The organism is Ruegeria sp. G7, from assembly GCF_056535465.1.
In genome coordinates, this window is the sequence record NZ_JBQFIL010000001.1 from 1,589,501 (window position 1) to 1,613,068 (window position 23,568).

The window sequence follows — 23,568 nt, forward strand, 5'->3', positions numbered from 1 at the left end:
TTAAGAAAAGAAAAGCCGACCGGGAAAACCCGGCGGCGCGAGGCAGACAGAGGCAAAGATCGTGCAGATTCGGCGGACAGTTCCGGCCCGAATGGGCTTATTCCTTATGGCATTTCTGTGGTTGCTTTCTTTTGCGCCACTTCCCGGCTTTGCGGCCCCCTACGCAGCCATGGTGATTGACGCGCGCACCGGTGAGGTGCTGCATTCGCGCAATGCCGACACGCGGCTGCATCCGGCATCGCTGACCAAGATGATGACGCTTTACATCGCGTTCGAAGCGGTCCGGAACGGAGAGATCACGCTGGACACTCCGGTCCGTATCACCAAGGCGGCAGCGGTAGAGCCGCCCTCGAAGCTGGGACTTCGGGCGGGACAGACTATTGCATTCCGCTATCTGATCCGCGCAGCGGCTGTGAAGTCGGCCAATGACGCGGCCACGGCCATCGGCATCACGCTCAGCGGGTCCGAGGCCGCATTCGCGCGTCGTATGACCCGCACCGCCAAGGCGATGGGGATGAGCCGTACGACCTTCAAGAATGCTCATGGCCTGACCGAGTCGGGCCACCTGTCGACCGCGCGCGACATGACCACACTGGGCCGTCATCTGCTGTATGATTACCCGCAATACTACAACCTGTTCTCGCGCCAATCGACTCATGCCGGGATCAAGACGGTGCCCAACACCAACCGCCGCCTGTTGGCCGCCTATAAAGGTGCTGATGGTATCAAGACGGGCTATACCCGCGCGGCTGGTTTCAATCTTGTGGCTTCGGCCAAGCGCAAGGATGAACGTATCATCGCCACCGTCTTTGGTGGCAAATCGGGTGCCTCGCGCAATGCGCGGGTTGCTGAACTGCTGGATATGGGTTTCCGCCGTGCCCCCCCGCGTGCGCCGATCCGTAAACCGTCGCGGCCCGCATATGCCGGGAATGCTGGCATAGGGTCGGTGCAGGTGGCCCAGGCTGGCCCGCCGAAAAGCAGTCTGCGCCCGGTGCTACGCCCGGTGGCCGCAGTGCAAGTGGCGGGCTCCGTTGCCGACGCTGCCGCGAAGAACCGCGCGCGTATTCAGGACGGTATCGCCGCAGCTATTGCGGCTGCGGATATTGCGCCTTCCGATGCAACCCGCCCCGAAGCGCGGCCCGACGAGGTCGTTCTGGCCTCCGCCCAACCTGCGCCGCAGGCTGAACCCGAGCCCGAGGTTGTCACCCGCCTGTCTACATCCGGCGGGCATCTGTGGGGTGTTAACGTGGGCCGCTATACCACGCGATACGAGGCCGAGAAGGTCCTGCTGAAAACCGCCCTGTCGGAAATGACCACGCTGGAAGGTACGCTGCGCAAAGTGAACCAGAGCGCGCGCGGCTTTGATGCGACATTTCAGGGCATGACCCGCGAACAGGCCGATCTGGCCTGCCGCAGGCTTCAGGCGCGCAATGTCACCTGTTTCATGATCGGGCCATCATAAGACCCGACATATTCTCTCCTGGATGGCTCCGGGCTGCGATACTCTCGCAGCCCATTTTTTATATCCGATCAGTCGAACACATGGCCGTGCTGATACTGCTCATCCTGCCCGGCGGCGGCTGTCAGGGCGGCCACATTGTCCTTGGTGAAGAAGCCGTCATAGTGGTGGCACCGCTCGATATACTCGGTGATCAGCAGCGTATGTTTCGAGTGTTTTGAGAAGATCTGTTTCAGGTTCGGATCGTCTTTGCACTCGCCCACGACATGCGCCAAGAACGGCACGCCTTTGTCTTTGAGTGTATTGACCACGAAATCGACGTTCTTTTCCCCCGCGCCGTGGTCGCCGTCCTGAATCTCAACCGCCATGTGGTGTAGGCGACGCCCGAAATTGCGTACGAAGTCTTCGGTAGGCATCGGCAGCTTGGCGAAGGAATTCACGAAAGAGGGCGTGTTGTTGGCGGTGAACACTTTCGCGGGCGACTTCTTGTCGTCATCCACATTGGCGTTGCGGTTCACATTGGTCGACGAGTTCATGTCGAAGATGTTGTACGCCCCCCAGAAGTAATAGGGCACCATGGTCAGAAATTCGAGGATCGCGTCTTCGCGTTCCCCAGCCAGCACCCGCGTGGCCAGATGGTCGATGCCCAGCATCAGAGGCGCGATCTTGCTGTCTGCGCCAAAGGCGGCGGCCTGATCCAGCCGGGCTTGTTCGGCATCGCTCAGCAGTACCCGGTCGCCCAGACCCAGACTGTCGGTGTCGTTGAAATCCAGCGTCGAGTATCCCACCCGATTGCAGGTGAAATCCGACGGGGTGGTGAAGCGGAACCCATCCAGCGTGTAGAACGGGTTTTCGGTGTCCCCAGAATATTCGAACCGAATATTCTGATCCTCAAGCGTGCCGGTCAGCGCCTTCAGATCAGAGGCTCCGTAGATCTCGCCCACATAGCGCGTTTGCGGAGTGCTCCGCGCCAGCGGGTAAATGCGATTGATGCGGGGAATGAAATCTTCGAACGCGGGGCTGAGCGGGGCCATCACGATCAGCGCCGGGTAGTCGGGATGCGAATGCAGGACCGAGAACTTATGTGTCCGCCCCAGATAGCTGGCCGTGTGGCGGTACGGCGTCATCACGTAAAGCTCGACCAGCGTGTCAAACAGCGCGTCGGGTTCGACCTGGATGACAATCGCGCGCATCGCACCGACCTGATCGGCGATGCCTGAACTGGTGCGGCGCTCGTAAATCTTCGGCAGGTATTCGGTGAAAAAGTCCGAGTTCTTCTTGTCGCCCCGGGGTTCATAGGACATCAGGTCGAATGACATTGGCTCATCTCCATGCGCAGATTTGTTGCAGTCAGAACATGCACTTGGCCCCATGCTAGGCGCTTGGGCCTACACGGGCAACAGTCGGGACATGGGGGCCGCAGGTTAGGCCCGGATGATCAACGGATGAATTTGGTAACCTCGACGCCGCCTTCAATCAGGTTTTCACGCACGGACCGGGCGATCTGAACCGCCGTGGGGCCGTCACCATGCAGGCAGATCGTGTCGATCGAGGTCTCTAACCGCTTGCCGGATTCGGTGATGATCGCGCCTTCGCGCACCATGTTCAGGATACGCGGCCCTGCCAGCGCCGGGTCATGGATCACTGCGCCGGGCAGGGACCGATCCACCAACGTCCCGTCGTCGTTATAGGCGCGGTCCGCAAAGATCTCGCCCACCCATTTGCATCCCAGCTCGCGCACGGCTTCTTGCTGTTTCGTGGCAGCCAGAACCATGATGATGATGTCGGGGTCCACGTCCAAGGCACCCTGATAACAGGCTCGTGCCATGTCGATATCGACCGAGCACATATTTGCGAGCGCCCCATGCAGTTTCAGGTGCCGTACTTCAGTGCCGACCGCCTTAGCCACGCCCATCGCCGCGCCCAATTGGTAACGGACCAGATTGCGCAAGCTGTCATGCGGCACTTTCATATTCCGCCGCCCGAACCCCTGAAGATCGGGAAGCCCGGGATGCGCGCCTATCCCTACACCGTTCTCGGCGGCCAGAGCCATGGTCTGCGCCATCACGTCCGGGTCACCCGCATGAAAGCCGCAGGCGATATTGGCCGAGGTGATGATCTTCAGCAGGCTTGCGTCATCGCCCATCTTCCAGGGACCAAAGCTTTCGCCCATATCGGCGTTCAGATCGACGTGAGGCATGGGCGTAACTCCTTATTCGGTGGCAGAGATCATTCCACTGATCAATTGGTAGGACAGAAGATCGGGGATGTCATGGGGGTCGCGGACCAACGGCTCGACGCGGCCCGGCAGTCGCGCAAGCTCGGCGTCGAACGCAGACTGCAACGCGTTGGCCTGGTCCAGTGAGACAAATTCAAAGCGGATTTGCCCGCCCGCAGGTGTCTGCGCCGCGCGGGGCAGGTCGCAGGGCAGGACGGTTCCGATGCGGGGATAACCTCCGGTGGTCTGGCATTCGGGCAGCAGGATGAAGGGCGCACCGGTGCCGGTCATCTGGATATCGCCGGGGGTGATGACTTCGGACAGGATATTGAGCTGACCCTTCGCGGCAAACCCCTCGCCTGCGCTTTCCAGCTGCATCCCCATCCGGTTGGCCCGCGCGCCGCGTCGGAAATCGGTGTCGGTGAAGCGTGTCAGCGTCTCGTCATCAAACAATGCAGTCTGAAAACTGGCCACCACCCGCAGCAGCCCGCCCGAGAACCGGTCATCGGGCTGCAGTTTCAGACCCACGCGGCCAGCACCGTTGGCGGGCAGAGTGTCCCCGATCTGAATGGCGCGCCCGATTCTGGCGGTCAGATGTGCCGAACGGGAGCCCAGAATAACCGGGGCCTCAATCCCGCCGCCCAGATGCAGATAGCCGTAGCCGCCCTGCAGCACCGATCCGATCTCCAGCCGCTGCCCTGCCTCCATCTGATGCGAGGCGTTCCACATTACGGGGCTGCCGTCAATGCTGGCCTGCATCGGCGCGCCGGTCAGTGCGATGGCTGTCGGGGCGGTCGCCTCGAAGGTTCCGCCCGTCCCCGCCATTTCCAACACGGCGCAATCCGGGCTCTGCCCCAGCAACGCCGCCCCTTCGTGCAAGGCCAGAGCATCCGCCGCGCCCGAACGCGACAGCCCTTGAGCCAGATACCCGGTGCGCCCCTGATCCTGAATAGTGCAGGCCGGGCCGATGCGATGAACGATCAACGTCATGGCGCGATCTCCTCACAACGCGCGCCGCCGGTGCCGTCGGTGCAGGTCGCCCGAATCTCTTCCAGTCTATCGCGCGAGACTGGAACGAATTGCATCTCATCACCGGGATTGAGCGCAAAGCTTTGCTCCATATCCGGCCGGAAGCATCGAAACGCGGTCTGGCCAACATGACGCCACCCGGTCGGCGTCGGCCCCGAGAACAGCACGAATTGCGAGATCGCCAGCACAAGGGCCCCCTCGGGCACCATCGGCGTCAGTTCCTTGAGGCGCGGAATGTTGAACTCCGGCCCCAGCGGGCCAAGATAGGGCTGCCCCGGCGCAAACCCGATGGTCAGAACCCGCACGCGCGTCTGGCTCAACCGTTCGATGGCTTCCGAAGCCGACAATCCGGCGGCGGTTGCTGCGTCCACCAATTGTGGCGCAAGATCGGTGCCGTAAACCGTAGGTACTTTCCAGAAACGCCGGCCGGCAGGCAAAGGCGCAGTGTACCAGTCGCGGCTGTCCAGCAGGGCGCGAATTCGCTGCTCAAGCTGTTTGTGCGACAACTGCGCGGGAGCGAACCGAATATAAGCAGACGCCAAAGAGGCCGAGGTTTCAACTACGCCCTCCAACTGCAGCGCCTCAACCGCCCCTCGAAACGCAAGTGCGGCGCGGTTCGAGGCTTCGGTCATGGTATCGGCAAATGTCACCAGCAGACCGTCAAAACCAACGGTTCGCATAAGGGGAAGCTGTGTGGTTTGTGTCATAACAGGTTTCTGCCGCAGACTTTGTTTTTCAGAGACCTGAACGCATCCGCGCAGAATGCGCAAGGCCCTGACGCTTTCTCGCTCGACGCGCCCGGGGGCGGCGCGATTCCGGACCGAGAAATGAATCGATTACGACCGGTCGACTCGTATCACTCTTGTGGGGGTGTTGCGCATACTCACTATATATAGCGGTAGCACCGAAAGGCCTGCATAGCAGGGCGGGGGGTTTGGGGGTTGCGGGGGCAGAGTTGAGGGCGTTTTGAGGGCGCAAGCAGTATTTAAAGTATTGATAATCTTCATTAAAATAGATTTTTGCAAAAAAGTTCCGCAATCTGTGTTTTTCCACTTGCGGTCTATGTTCGTATTACTTAGAACCCCCTTCACCGGCGCAGCTGAGGTTGTTGTTGGGACGCTACGGTGGTAGCGGAGACGGGCCGGAGAGACGGTTGGACGCTCGGGAGAGACTGGGGGCATCTGAGGTTGAGGTTTAGGCGGGCGCGCTGAGGGATTGGCGCACTGGTCTGATTTTTGGCTCTGGGTGTTTTGTTCTTTGACATTGATGGATAACTGAAGAGATATGTGGGCGGTTTGGTTCGTTTCGACGGATTGAATGTCTGTATATCGCGCTCTTAGGTTATATTGTTTTGCGCTCAAGTAGCGTAAGCGGTAGCGCCGATTATAGAGTGTCAGCTTCACTGTTTGAGTGGTTCACTGATTTCTTAGGAGATCTGTGTACATCAAACAGATGACTCTTGATTGTCCCTTGGCCTAGCCGGGTTGGGGGTATCGTTTGTGCGGTTTGGTAGCTGCAGCGTAGCGTAAGCTACCTGTGCTCAAGTAGCCGAATAGGCGGTAGCACAATCAAGGATGTGCAGAGGTTCGAACGTCAAGGATAGCGCAGCAATGTGCTTTCAACTTGAGAGTTTGATCCTGGCTCAGAACGAACGCTGGCGGCAGGCCTAACACATGCAAGTCGAGCGCGCCTTTCGGGGTGAGCGGCGGACGGGTTAGTAACGCGTGGGAATATGCCCTTTGGTACGGAATAGCCTCTGGAAACGGAGAGTAATACCGTATGAGCCCTTCGGGGGAAAGATTTATCGCCAAAGGATTAGCCCGCGTTAGATTAGGTAGTTGGTGGGGTAATGGCCTACCAAGCCTACGATCTATAGCTGGTTTTAGAGGATGATCAGCAACACTGGGACTGAGACACGGCCCAGACTCCTACGGGAGGCAGCAGTGGGGAATCTTGGACAATGGGGGCAACCCTGATCCAGCCATGCCGCGTGAGTGATGAAGGCCTTAGGGTCGTAAAGCTCTTTCGCCTGTGAAGATAATGACGGTAGCAGGTAAAGAAACCCCGGCTAACTCCGTGCCAGCAGCCGCGGTAATACGGAGGGGGTTAGCGTTGTTCGGAATTACTGGGCGTAAAGCGCACGTAGGCGGACCAGAAAGTTGGGGGTGAAATCCCGGGGCTCAACCCCGGAACTGCCTCCAAAACTATTGGTCTAGAGTTCGAGAGAGGTGAGTGGAATTCCGAGTGTAGAGGTGAAATTCGTAGATATTCGGAGGAACACCAGTGGCGAAGGCGGCTCACTGGCTCGATACTGACGCTGAGGTGCGAAAGTGTGGGGAGCAAACAGGATTAGATACCCTGGTAGTCCACACCGTAAACGATGAATGCCAGTCGTCGGGTAGCATGCTATTCGGTGACACACCTAACGGATTAAGCATTCCGCCTGGGGAGTACGGTCGCAAGATTAAAACTCAAAGGAATTGACGGGGCCCGCACAAGCGGTGGAGCATGTGGTTTAATTCGAAGCAACGCGCAGAACCTTACCAACCCTTGACATCCCGGGACCGGTCCAGAGATGGGCCTTTCACTTCGGTGACTCGGTGACAGGTGCTGCATGGCTGTCGTCAGCTCGTGTCGTGAGATGTTCGGTTAAGTCCGGCAACGAGCGCAACCCACATCCCTAGTTGCCAGCAGTTCGGCTGGGCACTCTATGGAAACTGCCCGTGATAAGCGGGAGGAAGGTGTGGATGACGTCAAGTCCTCATGGCCCTTACGGGTTGGGCTACACACGTGCTACAATGGCAGTGACAATGGGTTAATCCCAAAAAACTGTCTCAGTTCGGATTGGGGTCTGCAACTCGACCCCATGAAGTCGGAATCGCTAGTAATCGCGTAACAGCATGACGCGGTGAATACGTTCCCGGGCCTTGTACACACCGCCCGTCACACCATGGGAGTTGGTTCTACCCGACGGCCGTGCGCTAACCTTTTGGAGGCAGCGGACCACGGTAGGATCAGCGACTGGGGTGAAGTCGTAACAAGGTAGCCGTAGGGGAACCTGCGGCTGGATCACCTCCTTTCTAAGGATGTTCCTGGCATCTTGAGCTTGCTCTTGATCGTGGAACACTTAGCAGAAGATCAACAAACAAAGTTGGTCAAACTCATGGACCGAGCCGTCCTCATATCTCTTCAGACACTGAGCCCTGAATGCAGGGTTCTTCAAGGGGCCTTAGCTCAGCTGGGAGAGCGCCTGATTTGCATTCAGGAGGTCAGGAGTTCGATCCTCCTAGGCTCCACCAGGATTTGGCCCTTGTAACCACGTAGGGCTGGCCCTCTCGGCATTGCTTCGCAACGCCTGTCGGCGACGCCGATTTTGCTGGCAGCAAAATCAGCTGGGTCGGTAGCTCAGGTGGTTAGAGCGCACGCCTGATAAGCGTGAGGTCGGAGGTTCAAGTCCTCCTCGACCCACCACCGTCTTATTTTGCAAAGCAAAATACGACGAACAACGGTTCCACGCAGTGCGGAGCGGCAGTTGCTTTTGCTTGCAAAAGCAATGAGAGCGGTTCTCCGGATTGGCCTGATATCCAAACAGAACAGGTTTTTGAGCATTTTGCGGAATGCTGAGATGTCTGTTCTTACAGACTATGGTGTGCGAACGCGCATTCTCTTCGAGAATACGCTGCCTCGCACCCGGACGACTTTCTTCGAAAGTCGCCGCAATTGACATCGTTTAGAGAGAAATCAATCAACACTGTTTGATCGCGCCGAGTGTGGCGTTGATCTCAGTTGGTCCTCACGTGCTCAAGTAGCCGAATAGGCGGTAGCACACATAGTGAGGAGGTTTGATTAGGGATGTTTCCTCGTCCCTCTTTGAATATCCCGGCTGAAACGAACAGAGTTGTCCAAGTCAAGTACACTAACCCGCATAACTTAACAGTTATGCATGTTCTTCATTCTTCCACACGGGTCCGACCGACATCGGAAGTGTGGGTTCCAGGATGAAGAGCGGGAAAGTATGCTTTTGGTTCAGGAAAAGGGGTTGGTTGTTCCAGCTTCCGACCCGTTATGGACTTGCTTCGCAAGTCCAGTCTTTCTTTTTCTGGATCAAATCAAGCGCGAGAAGGGCGTTTGGTGAATGCCTTGGCAGCAAGAGGCGATGAAAGACGTGATACTCTGCGATAAGCCATGGGGAGCTGAGAATAAGCTTTGATCCATGGATTTCTGAATGGGGCAACCCACTTGAAAGCTTCATATTGTTATCTCTGATAATCAATATGTCGCTTAACCAAGTACTTAAGACCTGAATACATAGGGTTTTAAGAGCAAACCCGGGGAACTGAAACATCTAAGTACCCGGAGGAAAGGAAATCAATTGATACTCCCCTAGTAGCGGCGAGCGAACGGGGACCAGCCGAGCCAGATAAGTGACTAGAACACGTTGGGAAGCGTGGCCATAGCGGGTGACAGCCCCGTATAGGAAGCTTTGATGGACGTATTAAGTAGGGCGGAACACGTGAAATTCTGTCTGAAGATCGGAGGACCACCTTCGAAGGCTAAGTACTCCTTGCTGACCGATAGCGAACCAGTACCGTGAGGGAAAGGTGAAAAGCACCCCGACGAGGGGAGTGAAACAGTACCTGAAACCGAACGCCTACAATCAGTCGGAGGATCCTCGAGATCTGACGGCGTACCTTTTGTATAATGGGTCATCGACTTGGTCTTACGAGCAAGCTTAAGCCGTTAGGTGTAGGCGTAGCGAAAGCGAGTCTTAATAGGGCGCATGAGTTCGTGGGATCAGACCCGAAACCGAGTGATCTAGGCATGGCCAGGTTGAAGGTAAGGTAACACTTACTGGAGGACCGAACCCACATCCGTTGAAAAGGATCGGGATGAGCTGTGCCTAGGGGTGAAAGGCCAATCAAACTCGGAGATAGCTGGTTCTCTGCGAAATCTATTTAGGTAGAGCGTCATCCGAATACCCCGGGGGTAGAGCACTGGATGGGTAATGGGGCCCCACAGGCTTACTGATCCTAACCAAACTCCGAATACCCGGGAGTACTAGATGGCAGACACACTGCGGATGCTAACGTCCGTAGTGGAGAGGGAAACAACCCTGACCTACGACTAAGGCCCCCAATTCATGGCTAAGTGGGAAAGCAGGTGGGACGACCAAAACAACCAGGAGGTTGGCTTAGAAGCAGCCATCCTTTAAAGATAGCGTAACAGCTCACTGGTCTAAATAAGTTGTCCTGCGGCGAAGATGTAACGGGGCTCAAGCCATGAGCCGAAGTCTAGGGATGCGTAAGCATCGGTAGCAGAGCGTAGTGTGACATAGTCTCATTCCTCCTTCATGCCTTCGGGCAGATTGGAGGAGAGAGGCTTTCGATGAAGCGGGCGCGTGAGCGATCCCGTGGAGAGATCACTAGTGAGAATGATGACATGAGTAGCGACAAAGAGTGTGAGAGACACTCTCGCCGAAAGTCCAAGGGTTCCTGCTTAAAGCTAATCTGAGCAGGGTAAGCCGGCCCCTAAGCCGAGGCCGAAAGGCGTAGGCGATGGGAACCAGGTTAATATTCCTGGGCCAGGAGGATGTGACGGATCACAGGTGTAGTTCAATCTTATCGGATTGATTGGGCTGCTGAGTGGTTCCTGGAAATAGCCCTCCATGAGACCGTACCCTAAACCGACACAGGTGGACTGGTAGAGCATACCAAGGCGCTTGAGAGAACGATGTTGAAGGAACTCGGCAAAATACCTCCGTAAGTTCGCGAGAAGGAGGCCCGGTTCCTAGGCAACTAGGGGCTGGGGGCACAAACCAGGGGGTGGCGACTGTTTATTAAAAACACAGGGCTCTGCGAAGTCGCAAGACGACGTATAGGGTCTGACGCCTGCCCGGTGCCTGAAGGTTAAAAGGAGAGGTGAGAGCCTTGAATTGAAGCCCAGGTAAACGGCGGCCGTAACTATAACGGTCCTAAGGTAGCGAAATTCCTTGTCGGGTAAGTTCCGACCTGCACGAATGGCGTAACGACTTCCCCGCTGTCTCCAACATCGACTCAGCGAAATTGAATTGCCTGTCAAGATGCAGGCTTCCCGCGGTTAGACGGAAAGACCCCGTGCACCTTTACTACAGCTTCGCACTGGCATCAGGATTGTGATGTGCAGGATAGGTGGTAGGCTTTGAAGCGGAAACGCAAGTATCCGTGGAGCCTCCCTTGAGATACCACCCTTCGCACTCTTGATGTCTAACCGCGGTCCGTTATCCGGATCCGGGACCCTGCGTGGCGGGTAGTTTGACTGGGGCGGTCGCCTCCTAAAGCGTAACGGAGGCGCGCGAAGGTTGGCTCAGAGCGGTCGGAAATCGCTCGTTGAGTGCAATGGCAGAAGCCAGCCTGACTGCAAGACTGACAAGTCGAGCAGAGTCGAAAGACGGCCATAGTGATCCGGTGGTCCCGAGTGGAAGGGCCATCGCTCAACGGATAAAAGGTACGCCGGGGATAACAGGCTGATACTGCCCAAGAGTCCATATCGACGGCAGTGTTTGGCACCTCGATGTCGGCTCATCTCATCCTGGGGCTGGAGCAGGTCCCAAGGGTACGGCTGTTCGCCGTTTAAAGAGGTACGTGAGCTGGGTTTAGAACGTCGTGAGACAGTTCGGTCCCTATCTGCCGTGGGTGTAGGAGACTTGAGAGGAGTTGCCCCTAGTACGAGAGGACCGGGGTGAACGATCCACTGGTGGACCAGTTGTCGTGCCAACGGCAGTGCTGGGTAGCTATGATCGGACAGGATAACCGCTGAAGGCATCTAAGCGGGAAGCCCCCCTCAAAACAAGGTCTCCCTGAGGGCCGTGGAAGACCACCACGTCAATAGGCCGGAGATGTAAGCGCAGTAATGCGTTCAGTTGACCGGTACTAATCGCCCGATAGGCTTGATTTGATCCAGTAATGGAAAGACAAATCACCAAAAGCATACACACCTTGAACATGGATGACGTCGCAGCGCCAAGCCGCGATGTTGATTGAAACACAACCGAGTGGCAACGCGTATTCGCAAGCGAATACGCTGCCTGCCACCGTCGCTTTTTGCTCCGCAAAAACAGCGACGTGGGCTTTTCCTCGGTTTGGTGGTCATAGCGCAAGTGAAACACCCGGTCCCATCCCGAACCCGGAAGTTAAGCACTGCCGCGCCAATGGTACTTGGGCTTAAGCCCCGGGAGAGTAGGTCACCGCCAAACCTAGTAAAAGCCCAACAGTCTCTCTAAACGATCAGCAGAATACGACCCGGCCTCAAGTAGCCGAATAGGCGGTAGGCCACAAAAAAGTGTCGCGGGATGGAGCAGCCCGGTAGCTCGTCAGGCTCATAACCTGAAGGTCGTAGGTTCAAATCCTACTCCCGCAACCAGCGTCAGAAAATCTCAGTACAGCCCGTGCAGACTACAATTGATCCACTGGATCAATTGCTTAACGTCCTCACCTCGTCAGGCTCATAACCTGAAGGTCGCAGGTTCAAATCCTGCTCCCGCAACCAATATCCAAACAGCCCGTTCAATCTACAAAAAGCCCACCAGACTGCGTGCTTAACGTCCTCACCGCGGCAGCCTCATAACCTGAAGGTCGTAGGTTCAAAGACAAACTGCCTAACCATCACGGCCCAGAAAATGCAACTCAAGCCGCCCTAGGGTGGATTTGTTTATTCCAGGTCAGCTGCGGAAATTCTTATCGATGACCCGAAAACTCTAACTCTGGAATTGCAACCTGTTAGCAGCAAATTTGCGGGGTGGCAGCAACCGATAACTTTAATTTTGGATGCGCGTGTTAGTGTATCGCTGGTTTAGTTTTTCAATTTTCGACGCTTCGAGAAGAGATTCCTCAGAGTAGCCGAGTTTTGTTCCAAGCTCGATGACAGCATCTACCAAGCGGGGTTCCGGCTTTTGGATTTGCTGCGGCAATTTCCATTGAAGTTTGTCTTCAGGGGTGGCTTGGAGGTTATATTCCGCTTGCCCAACCAGATCGTTCAATAGCAGCGGCAGCTTGGGTTCGCTTCCTCGATACAAGTCTTCAAATCTGTAGAGCCCGACAAAACCCGATCTGTCGTGTTGTTCGGACATGAATTGATTCAATTCAAGCCAATGAAAAAGGTTGCGCTCAAAAGGTGAGAAGTTTTCGCCGATGGCCGCGATTTCGGTAAAATGCACCCTTGGATCATTTGTGTGCACCATCGCAATGCGCTGAAAGCGACCGCCGCGTTTGACCTGTGGCACAAACAGGCCATGCGTCGTAAGCGATGCGGCGACTTTGAAAGGGTTCCTGACCAGGTGGGCAAATCTCAATTGACTTGGGAAACGGTCCGCCAAATAGGGCAGCCATGCGTATGATGGCCAACCTACATCGAGATATGTTTTTCCAGCAGCCACAGCGTTTTCTATGTCGATGAGTTTTCGCTGGATCGGAACGTGTGCGCCCAGAACCCGGTGGAATTTTCTAGGTTGTCTGAACACTCTTCGGGAAAAGTAATTCGGACCCAAGCCTTCGTGATCAATAACAGCATTGGGATGAGCGCGCTGTGCAATGGCAGCGATGTTTTGCGTGGATGTTCGTCCAGTTGATAGAATAAATCCAACTGTAGTCATTCAACTGGCTCCTGACCTTGACTTCTTTTCTTGACTGTTTTCCGGCCCAAACCATGCCGCAAGCGTTGCCTGAAGGCAGGCGTACCTGAATTCCGGTGAGCGGCGTTTGCCAGCCTCTGCCGTATGTAAGAGATTTTCTGAGCGTACCATATATCAGCCTGACGAATTGAGCGGGTATTGGTTCAGCAACGGCCTAGCGTCTGACACCAACCGGCAGGAGAGAGAAGTAGTGTTCACAATCTGCCGCATTGATTTCTCCCCTGTCCTTAAGCTCCTCCAAGCATAGACATGCAAGGTCAAAAGCCCCCATTACACTATCGGCCAAGACGCAGAGCTTAGACAGTTGCTCGTCTGAATACGTGTGGAGGGATCGTGGGTCTCTTACAAAGAACGCGTCCCCGTCCACGACCTGGGAAAAGGCGCGCCGACGAAACTTTTTTCTAAGAGCACGTTTGCCAAGGACCCTCTTGAGGAAATCAAAACTATGAAAAAACAACTTCTGTTCGCGAAGTTCTTTTTCCAGATCGCCAAATCCGGGTTCATTCTCATACAGAGGAAAGAACCGAACTTCGGTTTGCACAACCAAGGCTTGCGAGAGCTTATCGCGCCCATTTCGAATAACATCGAACTCTCCACCTTGAATGTCGATCTTCAGAAAATCTACAGGTGGTACGAAATCAAGATCGTCCAAGCGCTGGGTTTCAACCGCCTCTGTCCTTGTTACTTTCATATCCTTTCGAAAGCCCAGGTATTCGCCACTTGAATCGTCTGGTGGATACACGGATGAGAAGCCCGAATGTTGCGTCAAATGCAGGTTCGCCTCGCCACCTTTGCCAATCGCGAGACAATGATACTGCTCGTTGATACCTTTCGATTTCATAAGCTCTTCGAAGGCGGCTTCATTAGGTTCGAAACCAACAAGGTTCGCCTGACCGGCCTCCAGTAAATGCGCGTAATTTGCGTCCCCCTCTATCGGGTTCGCGCCGACATCGACGATTTCGACCGGATTAAAGGACTTCAGCAGATTGATCAAACAACCCAGTCGTTCGGTTTTTTCATGCTGGTTTATCACCTTTCTACTTGGAGCCCCCTGGGACCGCTCGCGCGCTCTGACCAATGCTCGACCAACGTGATCTGGAGCTTCGCGCATGACGCGTCTGAGCCTATGTGGCGAGTATCTCTTTTCCCCGCTCGAGAACCGGCGAATTACTGTGGCCACAGTCGTCACCGGGTGATAAACGCGTTCACTGTCCTGAAGGTCCCGCACCGCCTCATACAAGTGCGGAGGATTGGTTGCAAAGCACCCCTTTTCGAAAACCCGTTCAAAATCATATAGGTTCGTGCACGTCACGCCCTTTGAATGTGCGACGCTTGCCAATATCGCTTCATCATTCACCCGTAACGGTGTGTGGTGGTTTTGAACCCGGTGTCTCAGCTTAAACAGATCTTCGATCAAGTCTTTCTGAACCCGAGTAAAGGAAAAAATACACCCGAAGTTCGGACTTTCACCCAGCAAAGCCAGGTCTTTTGAGAACCGAGGCGGCTTTTCGAACCGCCGAAGATCAGCGGCCAATGCTGCACTTTCATTTCCTTGTAGCACGGCCTTGACCGCCTGAATTTCTTTGGCGCCAAGGTAAACGTCCGCCTCAATCAAACAAAAGAAATCAAAGCCATCAATTTTTTCTGCCGCCGCATAGTAGCAATAGTCGCCACAGAGCCACCCCCAATCTCTTGGGTGCCGGTCGAACTTCCAATTGCTGGTCACTTTAGGGGAAAGTGAAATCTTGGGTGTATCCGGGATATCGACATGGCCAGCGCTTTCGTCGCAAACGACGAAGACGTTGTTGGACATATGTCTCTTGAGATTGCGCACCAATTCCTCAACTTGCCAGTTGTATTTGTGTGTGCGAACAAGGAAAGCTGTGCGGTCGGTGGTCATGGAAAATCTATGCAGTCAAACAGACTGCGTCGCAACTTGATATTGTCGATAGTCGGATAGGCGTGTTCTGCCGACAAAACACGGTCCAAATCGGTCAATTTTAAGGTAGGTCGCCCAGCAACAATTCTTTGGGAATTTAAACGGGCGAAAGCCAAGGAAGCATCGCCAACGGTCAAATTTAGCAGGAAATCATGGTGCAGTTACAGAGAGATAGTTTGAACTCTCTGTTTGACGTCCTGCTCGAATGGGAAACCCATCTCGCACAGCATGATCTAAGCGATCTGAGGTGCGATGATGAGCACACCAGACAATAGTTTCAATGCAATAGCGGGAAAGCAGGCAAAGAAGAAGCCTGCGCCGTTCTCTTTGCGCCTGACTTTCGAGGAAAGAAGCCGTCTGGAAGAGCTTGCAGGCGATGAGCCGCTCGGCAGCTACATCAAGCGCAAACTGTTCGATGGGTATGGTGCATCGCACAAGCGCGCCCGCTCAAAGCTCAGAAGGCCAGTTAAAGATGATGCCAGCCTCGCAAAGGTGCTCGCTTTGCTGGGCAACTCGCGCATCGCGAACAACCTCAATCAACTCGCTAAGGCCGTGAATATCGGTTCACTGCCCGTCGTCGCGGAGACGGAGCATGATATCCGCCGCGCCTGCGCGGATGTTGCTGCGATGCGCAAAGAGCTTCTGCGCGCTCTTGGGCAGCGTAATAATCTGGGGGAGCCATGATCCTCAAAGGCTCTCAGCGCGGCGGTGCCAAGCAACTCGGACTTCATCTTCTGAAGACCGCCGAGAACGAGCATGTCGAAATCCACGATGTCAGAGGCTTCATGACCGATGATGTTGTGGGCGCGCTCCGAGAAGCTGAGGCTGTCTCGAAAGGTACGAAATGCAGGCAATTTCTGTTCTCCGTCTCGCTCAACCCGCCTGAGACCGAATCCGTGCGGATCGAGACCTTCGAACAGGCGATTGCAGCCATCGAAGAAAAGCACGGTCTGACCGACCAACCACGTGTGATTGTTTTCCATGAAAAGGAAGGACGGCGGCATTGCCATGCCGTGTGGAGCCGGATCGATGCCGAGACCATGACGGCCAAGCCGCTTCCTTTCTTCAAAAACAAGCTGATGGAAGTCTCCAAGCAGCTCTATCTTGAACATGGCTGGCAGATGCCAAGGGGCTTGGCTAGTAATAAGGACCGCGATCCCCGCAACTTCACGTTGGCCGAATGGCAGCAAGCCAAACGTGTCGGGCGGCATGCCGGAGACCTCAAGGCCGATATTCAGGAAGCCTGGGCGATCTCGGACAGTCGCAACAGCTTTTCGCATGCGCTCGAAGAGCGGGGGCTATTTCTCGCGCGCGGAGATCGGCGTGGCCATGTCGCGGTGACCTATGAGGGCGAAGTGATATCCATCTCGCGCGCCATTGGTAAGACATCCAAGGACGTGACAACGCGCCTGGGCAAGCCACAGGAACTTGATAGCGTCAGTGATACCCGCCAGCGCATCGCGAATGAAATCGCTCCGAAGCTCGCTTCTTACATCACGAAAGCCCGCGCTGATGCGGAAGTAGAGAAATCCGCTCTTGAGAGACGCCGTCAGGAGATACAAGCGCAGCAACAGGCCGAACGCGCCAAGCTTGATGCTGGGCAAAAGGCACGCGCTGAACAAGAAGCGGCTGCCCGATCCGCACGCTTGCGAAAAGGCCTGCGCGGATTACTCGACCGCGTGACCGGCAAGCGCGCCGCCCTCGAAAAGCAGAACGAGATCGAAGCCATATGGTCGCTTCAGCGTGACCGTGAACAGCGTCATGCTCTGGTCGAAGCTCAACTCAGGGACCGGCAGAACCTTCAAACCGAGATCGTCGCTGCCAGTAATCGTCATGCAAACGTACTGCGTGGATTGCACCATGACCGGACAAACAACCGCTTGGTAATGCGTGGCTTGGAGCCATCGACGAAGAAGGCCGAGAGAACGAAAATCGCCGCTCAGTCTGTGAAGCAGACCTTCGATGACACCCAGAAAAAGATGTCGGCTGAGCGGGTGAAAGCCGCGCAGGAACGGCTCGAAAAACTGCGGAAAGAACAGCAGCAAAAACCAACCGTCCGCGTTCGTCAGGCTGGGCGAGATGCCATATCACCTCAAGATCGCCTCCAGCGCCTGCGACAAGGCCAAACACGCAAACCGCGTGGACCAGAGCTCGATAGATAATATGCAGACCTTTAGCTGTTAAGAAGATGAGAGATTTCAGATTTCCAATCATCTGGCAACTGTTCTGGGTAGCTTACACTTAGCGTTCCCGTTGCGCCTTCTTTCAGTATTTCTTTGAGTTTTTCAGCTGTGCCGTCATCAGCTGGCAACAACATCTTGCCTACGGTCTGTCCGTCTTGAAGAAACATTGGAGACAGGAGGTTGCCACGGTTGCATAGCCACGCGATTTCGTATGTCTCGATTAGTGCACTGCGAGTTTTTAGCCACCATTCATCTTCTGGGGCTCTCCATACCCCTTGTGCGTGCAGTAATTCACCAAGTTTTTCTGCACGATTTCGCAAATCGCTTGTGACAGGTGTGTGATATGCGTCAAAAACCTCTACACCTTCACAATGCCATATGATGCGTTGGATTTTCTCGCTCTCAAATATTGCTTCTAATGCCTTACCCTGAGCGCCGATCTTCCACCGCCTAGGAACCGAACGAGTATATTCTCGCTGAGCATCTAGGTATTGGTCTTGCCGCGCCTCGACGAAGCAACGGAGTTCGAAAGCGGCGTAAAACAGCGAGTCTGAGTTTTCAGAGAGCAGCTGTTGCTTGGCTCGTTCCAAATAGGAACTTGGCAATACCGAGTATTCGTATGAAGCATTGACAGCCATGGTCTTCACTACCTTTGGAGCTTTGTCTTTGAAGCTAAGAGACTGAAATTATTTCCGAAATCATATTCGCATTGCAGAAGTAGAAAGTCAAAAGATGTCGGTTCAGGGATGCTAAGAACGCTATCTACACGACTGCTGATTACTTGCGCTTCCTCGCTGCCACGACAAGCAGACCAACCAAACCATCGAGGGCCTTAATGGGTGTGTGGGCCGAAAGGCCCTGAGTGGTTTGGGGCCTCCCTGACGATGGAGGATCACATGAAACTCGTCACTCGATTTGAAGCAGCATCCCGCAGCACTGAACAACTGCATGGCCTCTTCAGAGAAGCTTTCAACGCTTTTTCTGTTGCGCGGCGCGGATCGCAAGAGCGTCAAAATGCTCTGGCTTCCCTGGAAAACATCGAGGCTGAACTGGCATCACGCATGCTAGGTCTCTAAGCCTCGCGCGGTGGGCCGAAAGGCCCACCGCAATTTTCTTTTGCAGAGCGGAGCGGCTATGCTGCTACTCCTGCTTCTTTCTCTTCGACCTGAAACCCATGAAGGAAATCTGCTGCGCGCTGAGCATGGGCGGCAGCGCTGAAGATCGCTCGCTTGTCGTCCTTCAAGACCTTCAACCAGCTTTGGATATATGCTGCATGATCGGTGCCGGGCTCAGGCGTCAGTGCCAGATCAGCGCACAAAAATGCTGCGCCAAGTTCCGCAACCAGTTCCTCGCGGGCATAACCCTCATCGCCCCATTTCTTGCGTCCAAAGTCACGATCAAGGCGGCTCTTGTGCTTCGTCCAGTGTGTGAGCTCGTGGGCAAGCGTGGCATAGTATGCCTCGGGGCTGCGGAAGCTCTCAAAATGCGGCATCTGCACATGGTCCGTCCCGCCGCTGTAGTGGGCAGAATTCCCGCCGTGGCGAATGTCTGCCCCTGTGGCCGAAAAGAATTGGTCGGCATGCTCGATCCGTTGTGCGGGGTCGATGACCGGCTCGGGCTTGCTGTAAAAATGCTCGGGCAAGCCTTCGATCTGCTCAACATTGAACACGCTATAGCCCTTCATGAACGGGATTTTCCGCTCTTCCTCGCTGCCGTCGTCCTGCTCTTCCGTCTTTGTGATGGTGTTCGCATAAACGACGAGGTTGCCGCGCTCACCCTTGCGGACGTGTGCACCGTATTCCTTGGCTTGGCGATAGGTCATCCAGGACGGCGAGAGGTAGCCGCCTTCCATCGCAGCGCCCCAAAGCATCAGCACGTTGATTCCGCTGTAGGCCATGCCGTTATGACGAAGCGGCTTGATGATCCGTCCGTCCATGTTTCCTGCGGACCACGGCTTGAGCCATGTCAGCTCGCCTTGCTCCAGATCGGCAATAATCTTGTCTGTCACTTTCTGATAAATATCGAGTTTCATTGGCCTTTTCTCCTTTCAAAGCCGGTTGCGCATGCAACCGGACTAGGCCCGCGCCAATGAGCGGGGGGAGACCGTCAGGACCGCAGACAGCGGAGGGGGATCACCCGTCCTGCACAAGCAAAGCGCGGAAGGATGGGGAGACCGCTGGCTGCGCCCGCAGCACATGCGGAGGGCTTGGTCTTGACGGAGGACGGGGCCGCAAGCCCCCAAAACAAAGAGAGGAAAGTCAGTCGCCAGCGGCTGTCTGATGGTGCGCAGGGGATGGAAGCCCGAGGGCTGAGACCGTCTCCGGGCTCGGTTCACGACAGCCCGACCTGAAAGGGCGCGCCGAAAATACCGGACCTAGAAATCACTTCCCCAAGTTGAATGCTGCGAACAAAACAAAAACATTAGTTCCACGCGCTTTCGATATGATGTATGCTATGGACAAAAAGTTGAGGCGAGCATGGCACAAAAATCAGAGATTGAATGGACAGATGCGACGTGGAATCCGGTTACGGGCTGCACGAAGATCGGTCCCGGATGCGATCATTGTTATGCCGAACGATTTGCCGAGCGATGGCGCGGCATTCCTGGACACCCATATGAGCAAGGCTTTGACCTCAGAGTTTGGCCGGAGCGATTGGACCAGCCGAAGCGTTGGAAAAAACCGCGCATGATCTTCGTGAACTCGATGAGTGACCTTTTTCACAAGGAGATACCCCAAGAGTTCATCGATCAGGTATTTGAAACGATGGAAGCAGCGCACTGGCATGTTTTTCAGGTGCTGACCAAGCGCAGCAGCCTGATGCGCAACTACATTCGCAAGCGCTATTCGGACCGACCCGTCCCCAGCAATATTTGGCTTGGGGTCAGCGTAGAGGATAAGGTCCACGCCAGCCGGATCGAACATCTAAAACAGATCAATTCACCCGCGCGCTTCATATCGTTTGAGCCATTGCTTGGGCCGGTGGGGAAAATCGATCTCAAAGATGTCGCCTGGGCAATCGTGGGCGGAGAAAGCGGCCCCAAAGCGAGACCTATGGCCGAAGAATGGGTCGTTGAAATCAGGAATTTGTGTGAGCGCGATGAGGTCGAATTCTTCTTCAAACAGTGGGGCGGACCTCGGCCTAAGTCCGGCGGCAGACTTCTGGACGGCGTAGAGTGGAACGGCTTTCCTTGGCAGATGGTGCCTGAGCCCATCCTAGAAAGGCTTGCGTCGTAGCGAGGGTACAAATGCCAGAGAATTTTCAATGGAGCCCCGACAAGCCCCTACCAAATATTGAAGAGCACTCGATCCGCAAGCTCGATGTGCTCAGAAAATATCTCGACGTTTATTTTGACACCGTCGTTCCTAACCCCAGAACTGAACGATTGAACATCACATTAGTTGACGGGTTTTGCGGCGGTGGAGCGTATCAGAAGACTGACTGCATCCAGCACGGAAGCCCTTTGATCCTCCTCAAGGCTGTCGAGGGTGCCCGCACGCGCCTTAACCGGAACCGGGAAAAGCCATTGGAGATCAATGCCCGGTACATTTTCGTGGACAGCAATGACAACCACATCGCGGCGCTGCGTGAGCAGATCATAGGCGAAGGATACGGCGATCAGATTGGTGGCAGTATATCGTTGCGCATGGCCGAGTTTGCCGAAGAACTGCCGAAAATCCTTCGGGAGATCAAAACGAACCAAAGGGTGGGCCGGTCGATCTTCGTTCTTGATCAGTTTGGCTATTCGGACGTTCCAATGGCATCGATCAAGACGATCTTTTCAGAGCTAGATAGGCCGGAAATCATTCTGACCTTCGCCATCGACAGCTTCCTTAACTACCTTCGCGAAGAATCCGCCGCGCTGGAAGTCTATCGTCAGTTTGGTGTGAACGATGCGTTCATCTCCGATTGGAACGCGAACAAGTCAGACGAAGCCTTTGGGCGCATGGTTACGCAGCGGCTGCTGATGAGCAATATTCAAAGGAACAGCGGGGCCGAGTTCTTCACGCCATTCATGCTGTGGTCGCGCACGGACAACAGGTGGATGATGCTGGCACATCTCTCACGCCATCAGGCTGCACGCGACAAGATGCTCGGCGTTCACTGGGATACGCAAAACAGCTTCCGACATTTTGGGCGCGGTAGCCTATTTTCACTGGGCTTTGACACAAGGCTAATCGAATCAAGGGATGCGTTGTTCAGTTTTGCTGATCAGGACAGGACGCGCCTGGAGGCGGAGCTTCTGGCGGAGCTTCCAAAGGAAATCCACGCTTGCATAAATGGCGACTCGGTCTCTGTTGAGGCACTCCTTGAGAAAATCGGAAATCGCACGGCGGCAACAAACCAGGACTTATTCGGCGTCATCACAGAACTTGCTCGCGCCAGAGAATTCGAAGTCCTATCGGGCAAGGGCACTTTGAAACGGGCAGGCACCCGAATCCAAACATCAGATCGATTGATTTTGCCTGCCCAAAAGACGCTTTTTCGGCTTTAAGAATAAGTCCTGCTTGGGCACAGCCTTTCCAAGTTTTGCTAAGCCCGATGCATGCGTTCCACCAAATAGTGCAAACCCAAGAGTGTCACTACTAACAGGCTGGAAATGATCCAAACATAGAAACCCCATGCAACTTGTCCTGCAAAGCTCATTGTTACTTGCACCCAAGACGCGGCTGGCTGCGAAATAGTCAAGTGAACGTGGAGCACCCCAAATATATAGAGAATAATCGCTAAGGTAGCGCAATATCCGAACAAGATTGCCAAGAATCGCCGCCTCGTCAGGTTCTCTTTGACCTCATTGCCCTTTCGCACGGTAGTTAGCGTGGGTGCACGCCCTTTCATGACTTGATCAAGGTTTTCGTTCGTAAAACTCGACACCGCCGCCAGTGCCGCAATGTAGAACCCGATCAAGATTCCCATGAGGACATTTACATCTCCGATCAATTTGTCACCATCGAAGGTCAGGAACTGATCTCCCCAGAATTGAAAGCCGCCAAAAACCACCACAAATACGATTGTCGGATAAATCCACTGATACCAGAAAATATCCGGACTCTTTAGTCGCAGAAATGAAAGTACCGTAAAGACCTTGGTGTGCTTTTGAAGAGCCATATCAGTCGCCTACATTGTTGGCGACTTCGAGCATCTTCTGAATCATGTCTTGTCGAAAAGCTTCATAGCGCTGGGTCAATGGTAGGTCGAAATCGTTGACGATTTCGTTTTGCACAAAAGCCTGCTCGAGGATTTCATCGCCGTTGTGATGAACCTCGGTGCGCTTGATCTGGCCATTTGCCGCCTTTATCCGCACGAAAATTTGGGTGTCGTCTGCCCCGCCCCTGAAACCTCCCAAAAAGCCGCCAATACGACCAAAGATCGTTCGAGCCTGATCTTCCGTGACGCGTCGCTTTACTTCCCATCTGGCTTCATGGACCACCTCTTGAACTATGGGATCTTCATCCAACCCGTCTTCGTGGTTTTCGTCATGCCCAATGAACTCGATGTCTTGAAGCGTCCCCGTTCGCAGAGCCTCACGGATTGTGCGTGACTGATGACCATCGATTTCAAACACAGGCCGGAAGCGCTTGGGATTCCCATCATCGTCCTGAACCTCCTTTTCGTACAAGGCGCTCTTGCAAACCCATGCCAGATGGTCCTTGACCGAAGACAGGTAAATGCCAGGTACTTTCTCAATCAGGATCAGATGACGCCCAAGCGCGTCAGCCGTCTTCTTGATCAATATGTGGGCGGCGTAGTGCCCGCCCTCGTCTTCGTCCTTCTCGATGTCGCGTGTCTCTAGCGTCTCGAAATGGAGAAACGAAACACCCGAAACGTTCTTGTCTCCGACCTGCAAAATGAGTCGATAATAGTGGTCGTCTTCCGCCAGGTCAGCGCACCACATGAGCCGCGAATTCTTTGAGTATGGTCGATGCACATCATCGCGGGCAATCCGGTCGTTGAGCGCCGCGATCAAATCTCCAATCCCAAAATCTGGTGCATAATGCGGTGCGTTGGCGCGATTTCTGATCGCCAGCTTGCCGACTACGATCCACCGATAATTTGAGGGTAATGCCATTCAAT

At 54.8% G+C, this 23,568-nt stretch carries 16 protein-coding genes, 3 tRNA genes and 3 rRNA genes; 12 read left to right on the plus strand and 10 right to left on the minus strand.

Annotated elements, in window-relative coordinates:
• Positions 1-91: 91 nt before the first annotated feature.
• Complete coding sequence (locus ACR3EN_RS08000) at positions 92-1,462, plus strand: D-alanyl-D-alanine carboxypeptidase family protein (protein WP_480825918.1); 1,371 nt, start codon at positions 92-94, stop codon at positions 1,460-1,462.
• 68 nt (positions 1,463-1,530) lie between these two features.
• Here ACR3EN_RS08000 and ACR3EN_RS08005 read toward each other — a convergent pair whose 3' ends face one another.
• From ACR3EN_RS08005 to ACR3EN_RS08020, 4 genes are all read right to left on the minus strand, one after another.
• A complete protein-coding gene (locus ACR3EN_RS08005; RefSeq protein ID WP_480825920.1) occupies positions 1,531-2,778 on the minus strand; it encodes a hypothetical protein in 1,248 nt (415 codons plus the stop codon).
• A 119-nt stretch (positions 2,779-2,897) separates the two neighbouring features.
• Entirely contained in the window at positions 2,898-3,659 is a 762-nt protein-coding gene (locus ACR3EN_RS08010; RefSeq protein ID WP_480825922.1) for a LamB/YcsF family protein, read from the minus strand.
• A 12-nt stretch (positions 3,660-3,671) separates the two neighbouring features.
• Positions 3,672-4,667 carry a 5-oxoprolinase subunit C family protein gene (locus ACR3EN_RS08015; protein ID WP_480825924.1) on the minus strand — a complete coding sequence of 332 codons (996 nt, stop codon included), beginning with the start codon at positions 4,665-4,667 and terminating at the stop codon, positions 3,672-3,674.
• Positions 4,664-5,413 carry a 5-oxoprolinase subunit B family protein gene (locus tag ACR3EN_RS08020; RefSeq protein ID WP_480825926.1) on the minus strand — a complete coding sequence of 250 codons (750 nt, stop codon included), beginning with the start codon at positions 5,411-5,413 and terminating at the stop codon, positions 4,664-4,666. Before ACR3EN_RS08020 ends, ACR3EN_RS08015 begins: the two co-directional genes overlap by 4 nt.
• 912 nt (positions 5,414-6,325) lie before the next feature.
• Here ACR3EN_RS08020 and ACR3EN_RS08025 point away from each other — a divergent pair.
• From ACR3EN_RS08025 to ACR3EN_RS08050, 6 genes are all read left to right on the plus strand, one after another.
• Positions 6,326-7,786, plus strand: a 16S ribosomal RNA gene (locus ACR3EN_RS08025).
• Between the two features lie 143 nt (positions 7,787-7,929).
• Positions 7,930-8,005 (plus strand) — tRNA-Ala (locus ACR3EN_RS08030).
• Positions 8,006-8,100: 95 nt separating this feature from the next.
• Positions 8,101-8,177, plus strand: a tRNA-Ile gene (locus tag ACR3EN_RS08035).
• Positions 8,178-8,813: 636 nt separating this feature from the next.
• Positions 8,814-11,639 (plus strand): 23S ribosomal RNA (locus tag ACR3EN_RS08040).
• Between the two features lie 183 nt (positions 11,640-11,822).
• Positions 11,823-11,937 (plus strand): 5S ribosomal RNA (gene rrf / locus ACR3EN_RS08045).
• The 16S, 23S and 5S rRNA genes sit together here with 3 tRNA genes alongside, the layout of an rRNA operon.
• A gap of 90 nt (positions 11,938-12,027) precedes the next feature.
• A tRNA-Met gene (locus tag ACR3EN_RS08050) sits at positions 12,028-12,104 on the plus strand.
• Positions 12,105-12,498: 394 nt separating this feature from the next.
• Here ACR3EN_RS08050 and ACR3EN_RS08055 read toward each other — a convergent pair.
• Together ACR3EN_RS08055 and ACR3EN_RS08060 are read right to left on the minus strand one after the other, a co-directional pair.
• A complete protein-coding gene (locus tag ACR3EN_RS08055) occupies positions 12,499-13,332 on the minus strand; it encodes a hypothetical protein (RefSeq protein WP_480824906.1) in 834 nt (277 codons plus the stop codon).
• Between the two features lie 193 nt (positions 13,333-13,525).
• On the minus strand, positions 13,526-15,271 hold the full coding sequence (locus tag ACR3EN_RS08060; protein ID WP_480824904.1) for an FkbM family methyltransferase: 1,746 nt from the start codon (positions 15,269-15,271) through the stop codon (positions 13,526-13,528).
• Between the two features lie 294 nt (positions 15,272-15,565).
• On the opposite strand from ACR3EN_RS08060, the gene mobC reads away from it, so the two are divergent.
• Together mobC and ACR3EN_RS08070 are read left to right on the plus strand one after the other, a co-directional pair.
• Positions 15,566-15,994, plus strand: coding sequence for a plasmid mobilization relaxosome protein MobC (gene mobC, locus ACR3EN_RS08065; RefSeq protein WP_480870925.1), 429 nt, complete (start codon positions 15,566-15,568; stop codon positions 15,992-15,994).
• On the plus strand, positions 15,991-17,472 hold the full coding sequence (locus tag ACR3EN_RS08070; protein ID WP_480870927.1) for a relaxase/mobilization nuclease domain-containing protein: 1,482 nt from the start codon (positions 15,991-15,993) through the stop codon (positions 17,470-17,472). The genes mobC and ACR3EN_RS08070 overlap by 4 nt, the downstream gene beginning before the upstream one ends.
• A gap of 11 nt (positions 17,473-17,483) precedes the next feature.
• On the opposite strand, the gene ACR3EN_RS08075 is transcribed toward ACR3EN_RS08070, so the two are convergent.
• Positions 17,484-18,131, minus strand: coding sequence for a hypothetical protein (locus ACR3EN_RS08075; RefSeq protein ID WP_480870929.1), 648 nt, complete (start codon positions 18,129-18,131; stop codon positions 17,484-17,486).
• A gap of 258 nt (positions 18,132-18,389) precedes the next feature.
• Here ACR3EN_RS08075 and ACR3EN_RS08080 point away from each other — a divergent pair, with 258 nt between their 5' ends.
• Entirely contained in the window at positions 18,390-18,569 is a 180-nt protein-coding gene (locus tag ACR3EN_RS08080; RefSeq protein ID WP_480870931.1) for a hypothetical protein, read from the plus strand.
• A gap of 56 nt (positions 18,570-18,625) precedes the next feature.
• On the opposite strand, the gene ACR3EN_RS08085 is transcribed toward ACR3EN_RS08080, so the two are convergent.
• Positions 18,626-19,525 (minus strand): ArdC family protein, encoded by a 900-nt coding sequence (locus ACR3EN_RS08085; protein WP_480870933.1) that lies wholly within the window; start codon positions 19,523-19,525, stop codon positions 18,626-18,628.
• A 445-nt stretch (positions 19,526-19,970) separates the two neighbouring features.
• On the opposite strand from ACR3EN_RS08085, the gene ACR3EN_RS08090 reads away from it, so the two are divergent.
• On the plus strand, positions 19,971-20,729 hold the full coding sequence (locus ACR3EN_RS08090; RefSeq protein ID WP_480870935.1) for a DUF5131 family protein: 759 nt from the start codon (positions 19,971-19,973) through the stop codon (positions 20,727-20,729).
• Between the two features lie 11 nt (positions 20,730-20,740).
• Positions 20,741-21,988, plus strand: coding sequence for a three-Cys-motif partner protein TcmP (locus ACR3EN_RS08095; RefSeq protein ID WP_480870937.1), 1,248 nt, complete (start codon positions 20,741-20,743; stop codon positions 21,986-21,988).
• A 38-nt stretch (positions 21,989-22,026) separates the two neighbouring features.
• On the opposite strand, the gene ACR3EN_RS08100 is transcribed toward ACR3EN_RS08095, so the two are convergent.
• Both ACR3EN_RS08100 and ACR3EN_RS08105 read right to left on the minus strand, forming a co-directional pair.
• Complete coding sequence (locus ACR3EN_RS08100) at positions 22,027-22,602, minus strand: hypothetical protein (protein WP_480870939.1); 576 nt, start codon at positions 22,600-22,602, stop codon at positions 22,027-22,029.
• A 1-nt stretch (position 22,603) separates the two neighbouring features.
• Positions 22,604-23,563 (minus strand): hypothetical protein, encoded by a 960-nt coding sequence (locus tag ACR3EN_RS08105; protein ID WP_480870941.1) that lies wholly within the window; start codon positions 23,561-23,563, stop codon positions 22,604-22,606.
• Between the last annotated feature and the right edge of the window lie 5 nt (positions 23,564-23,568).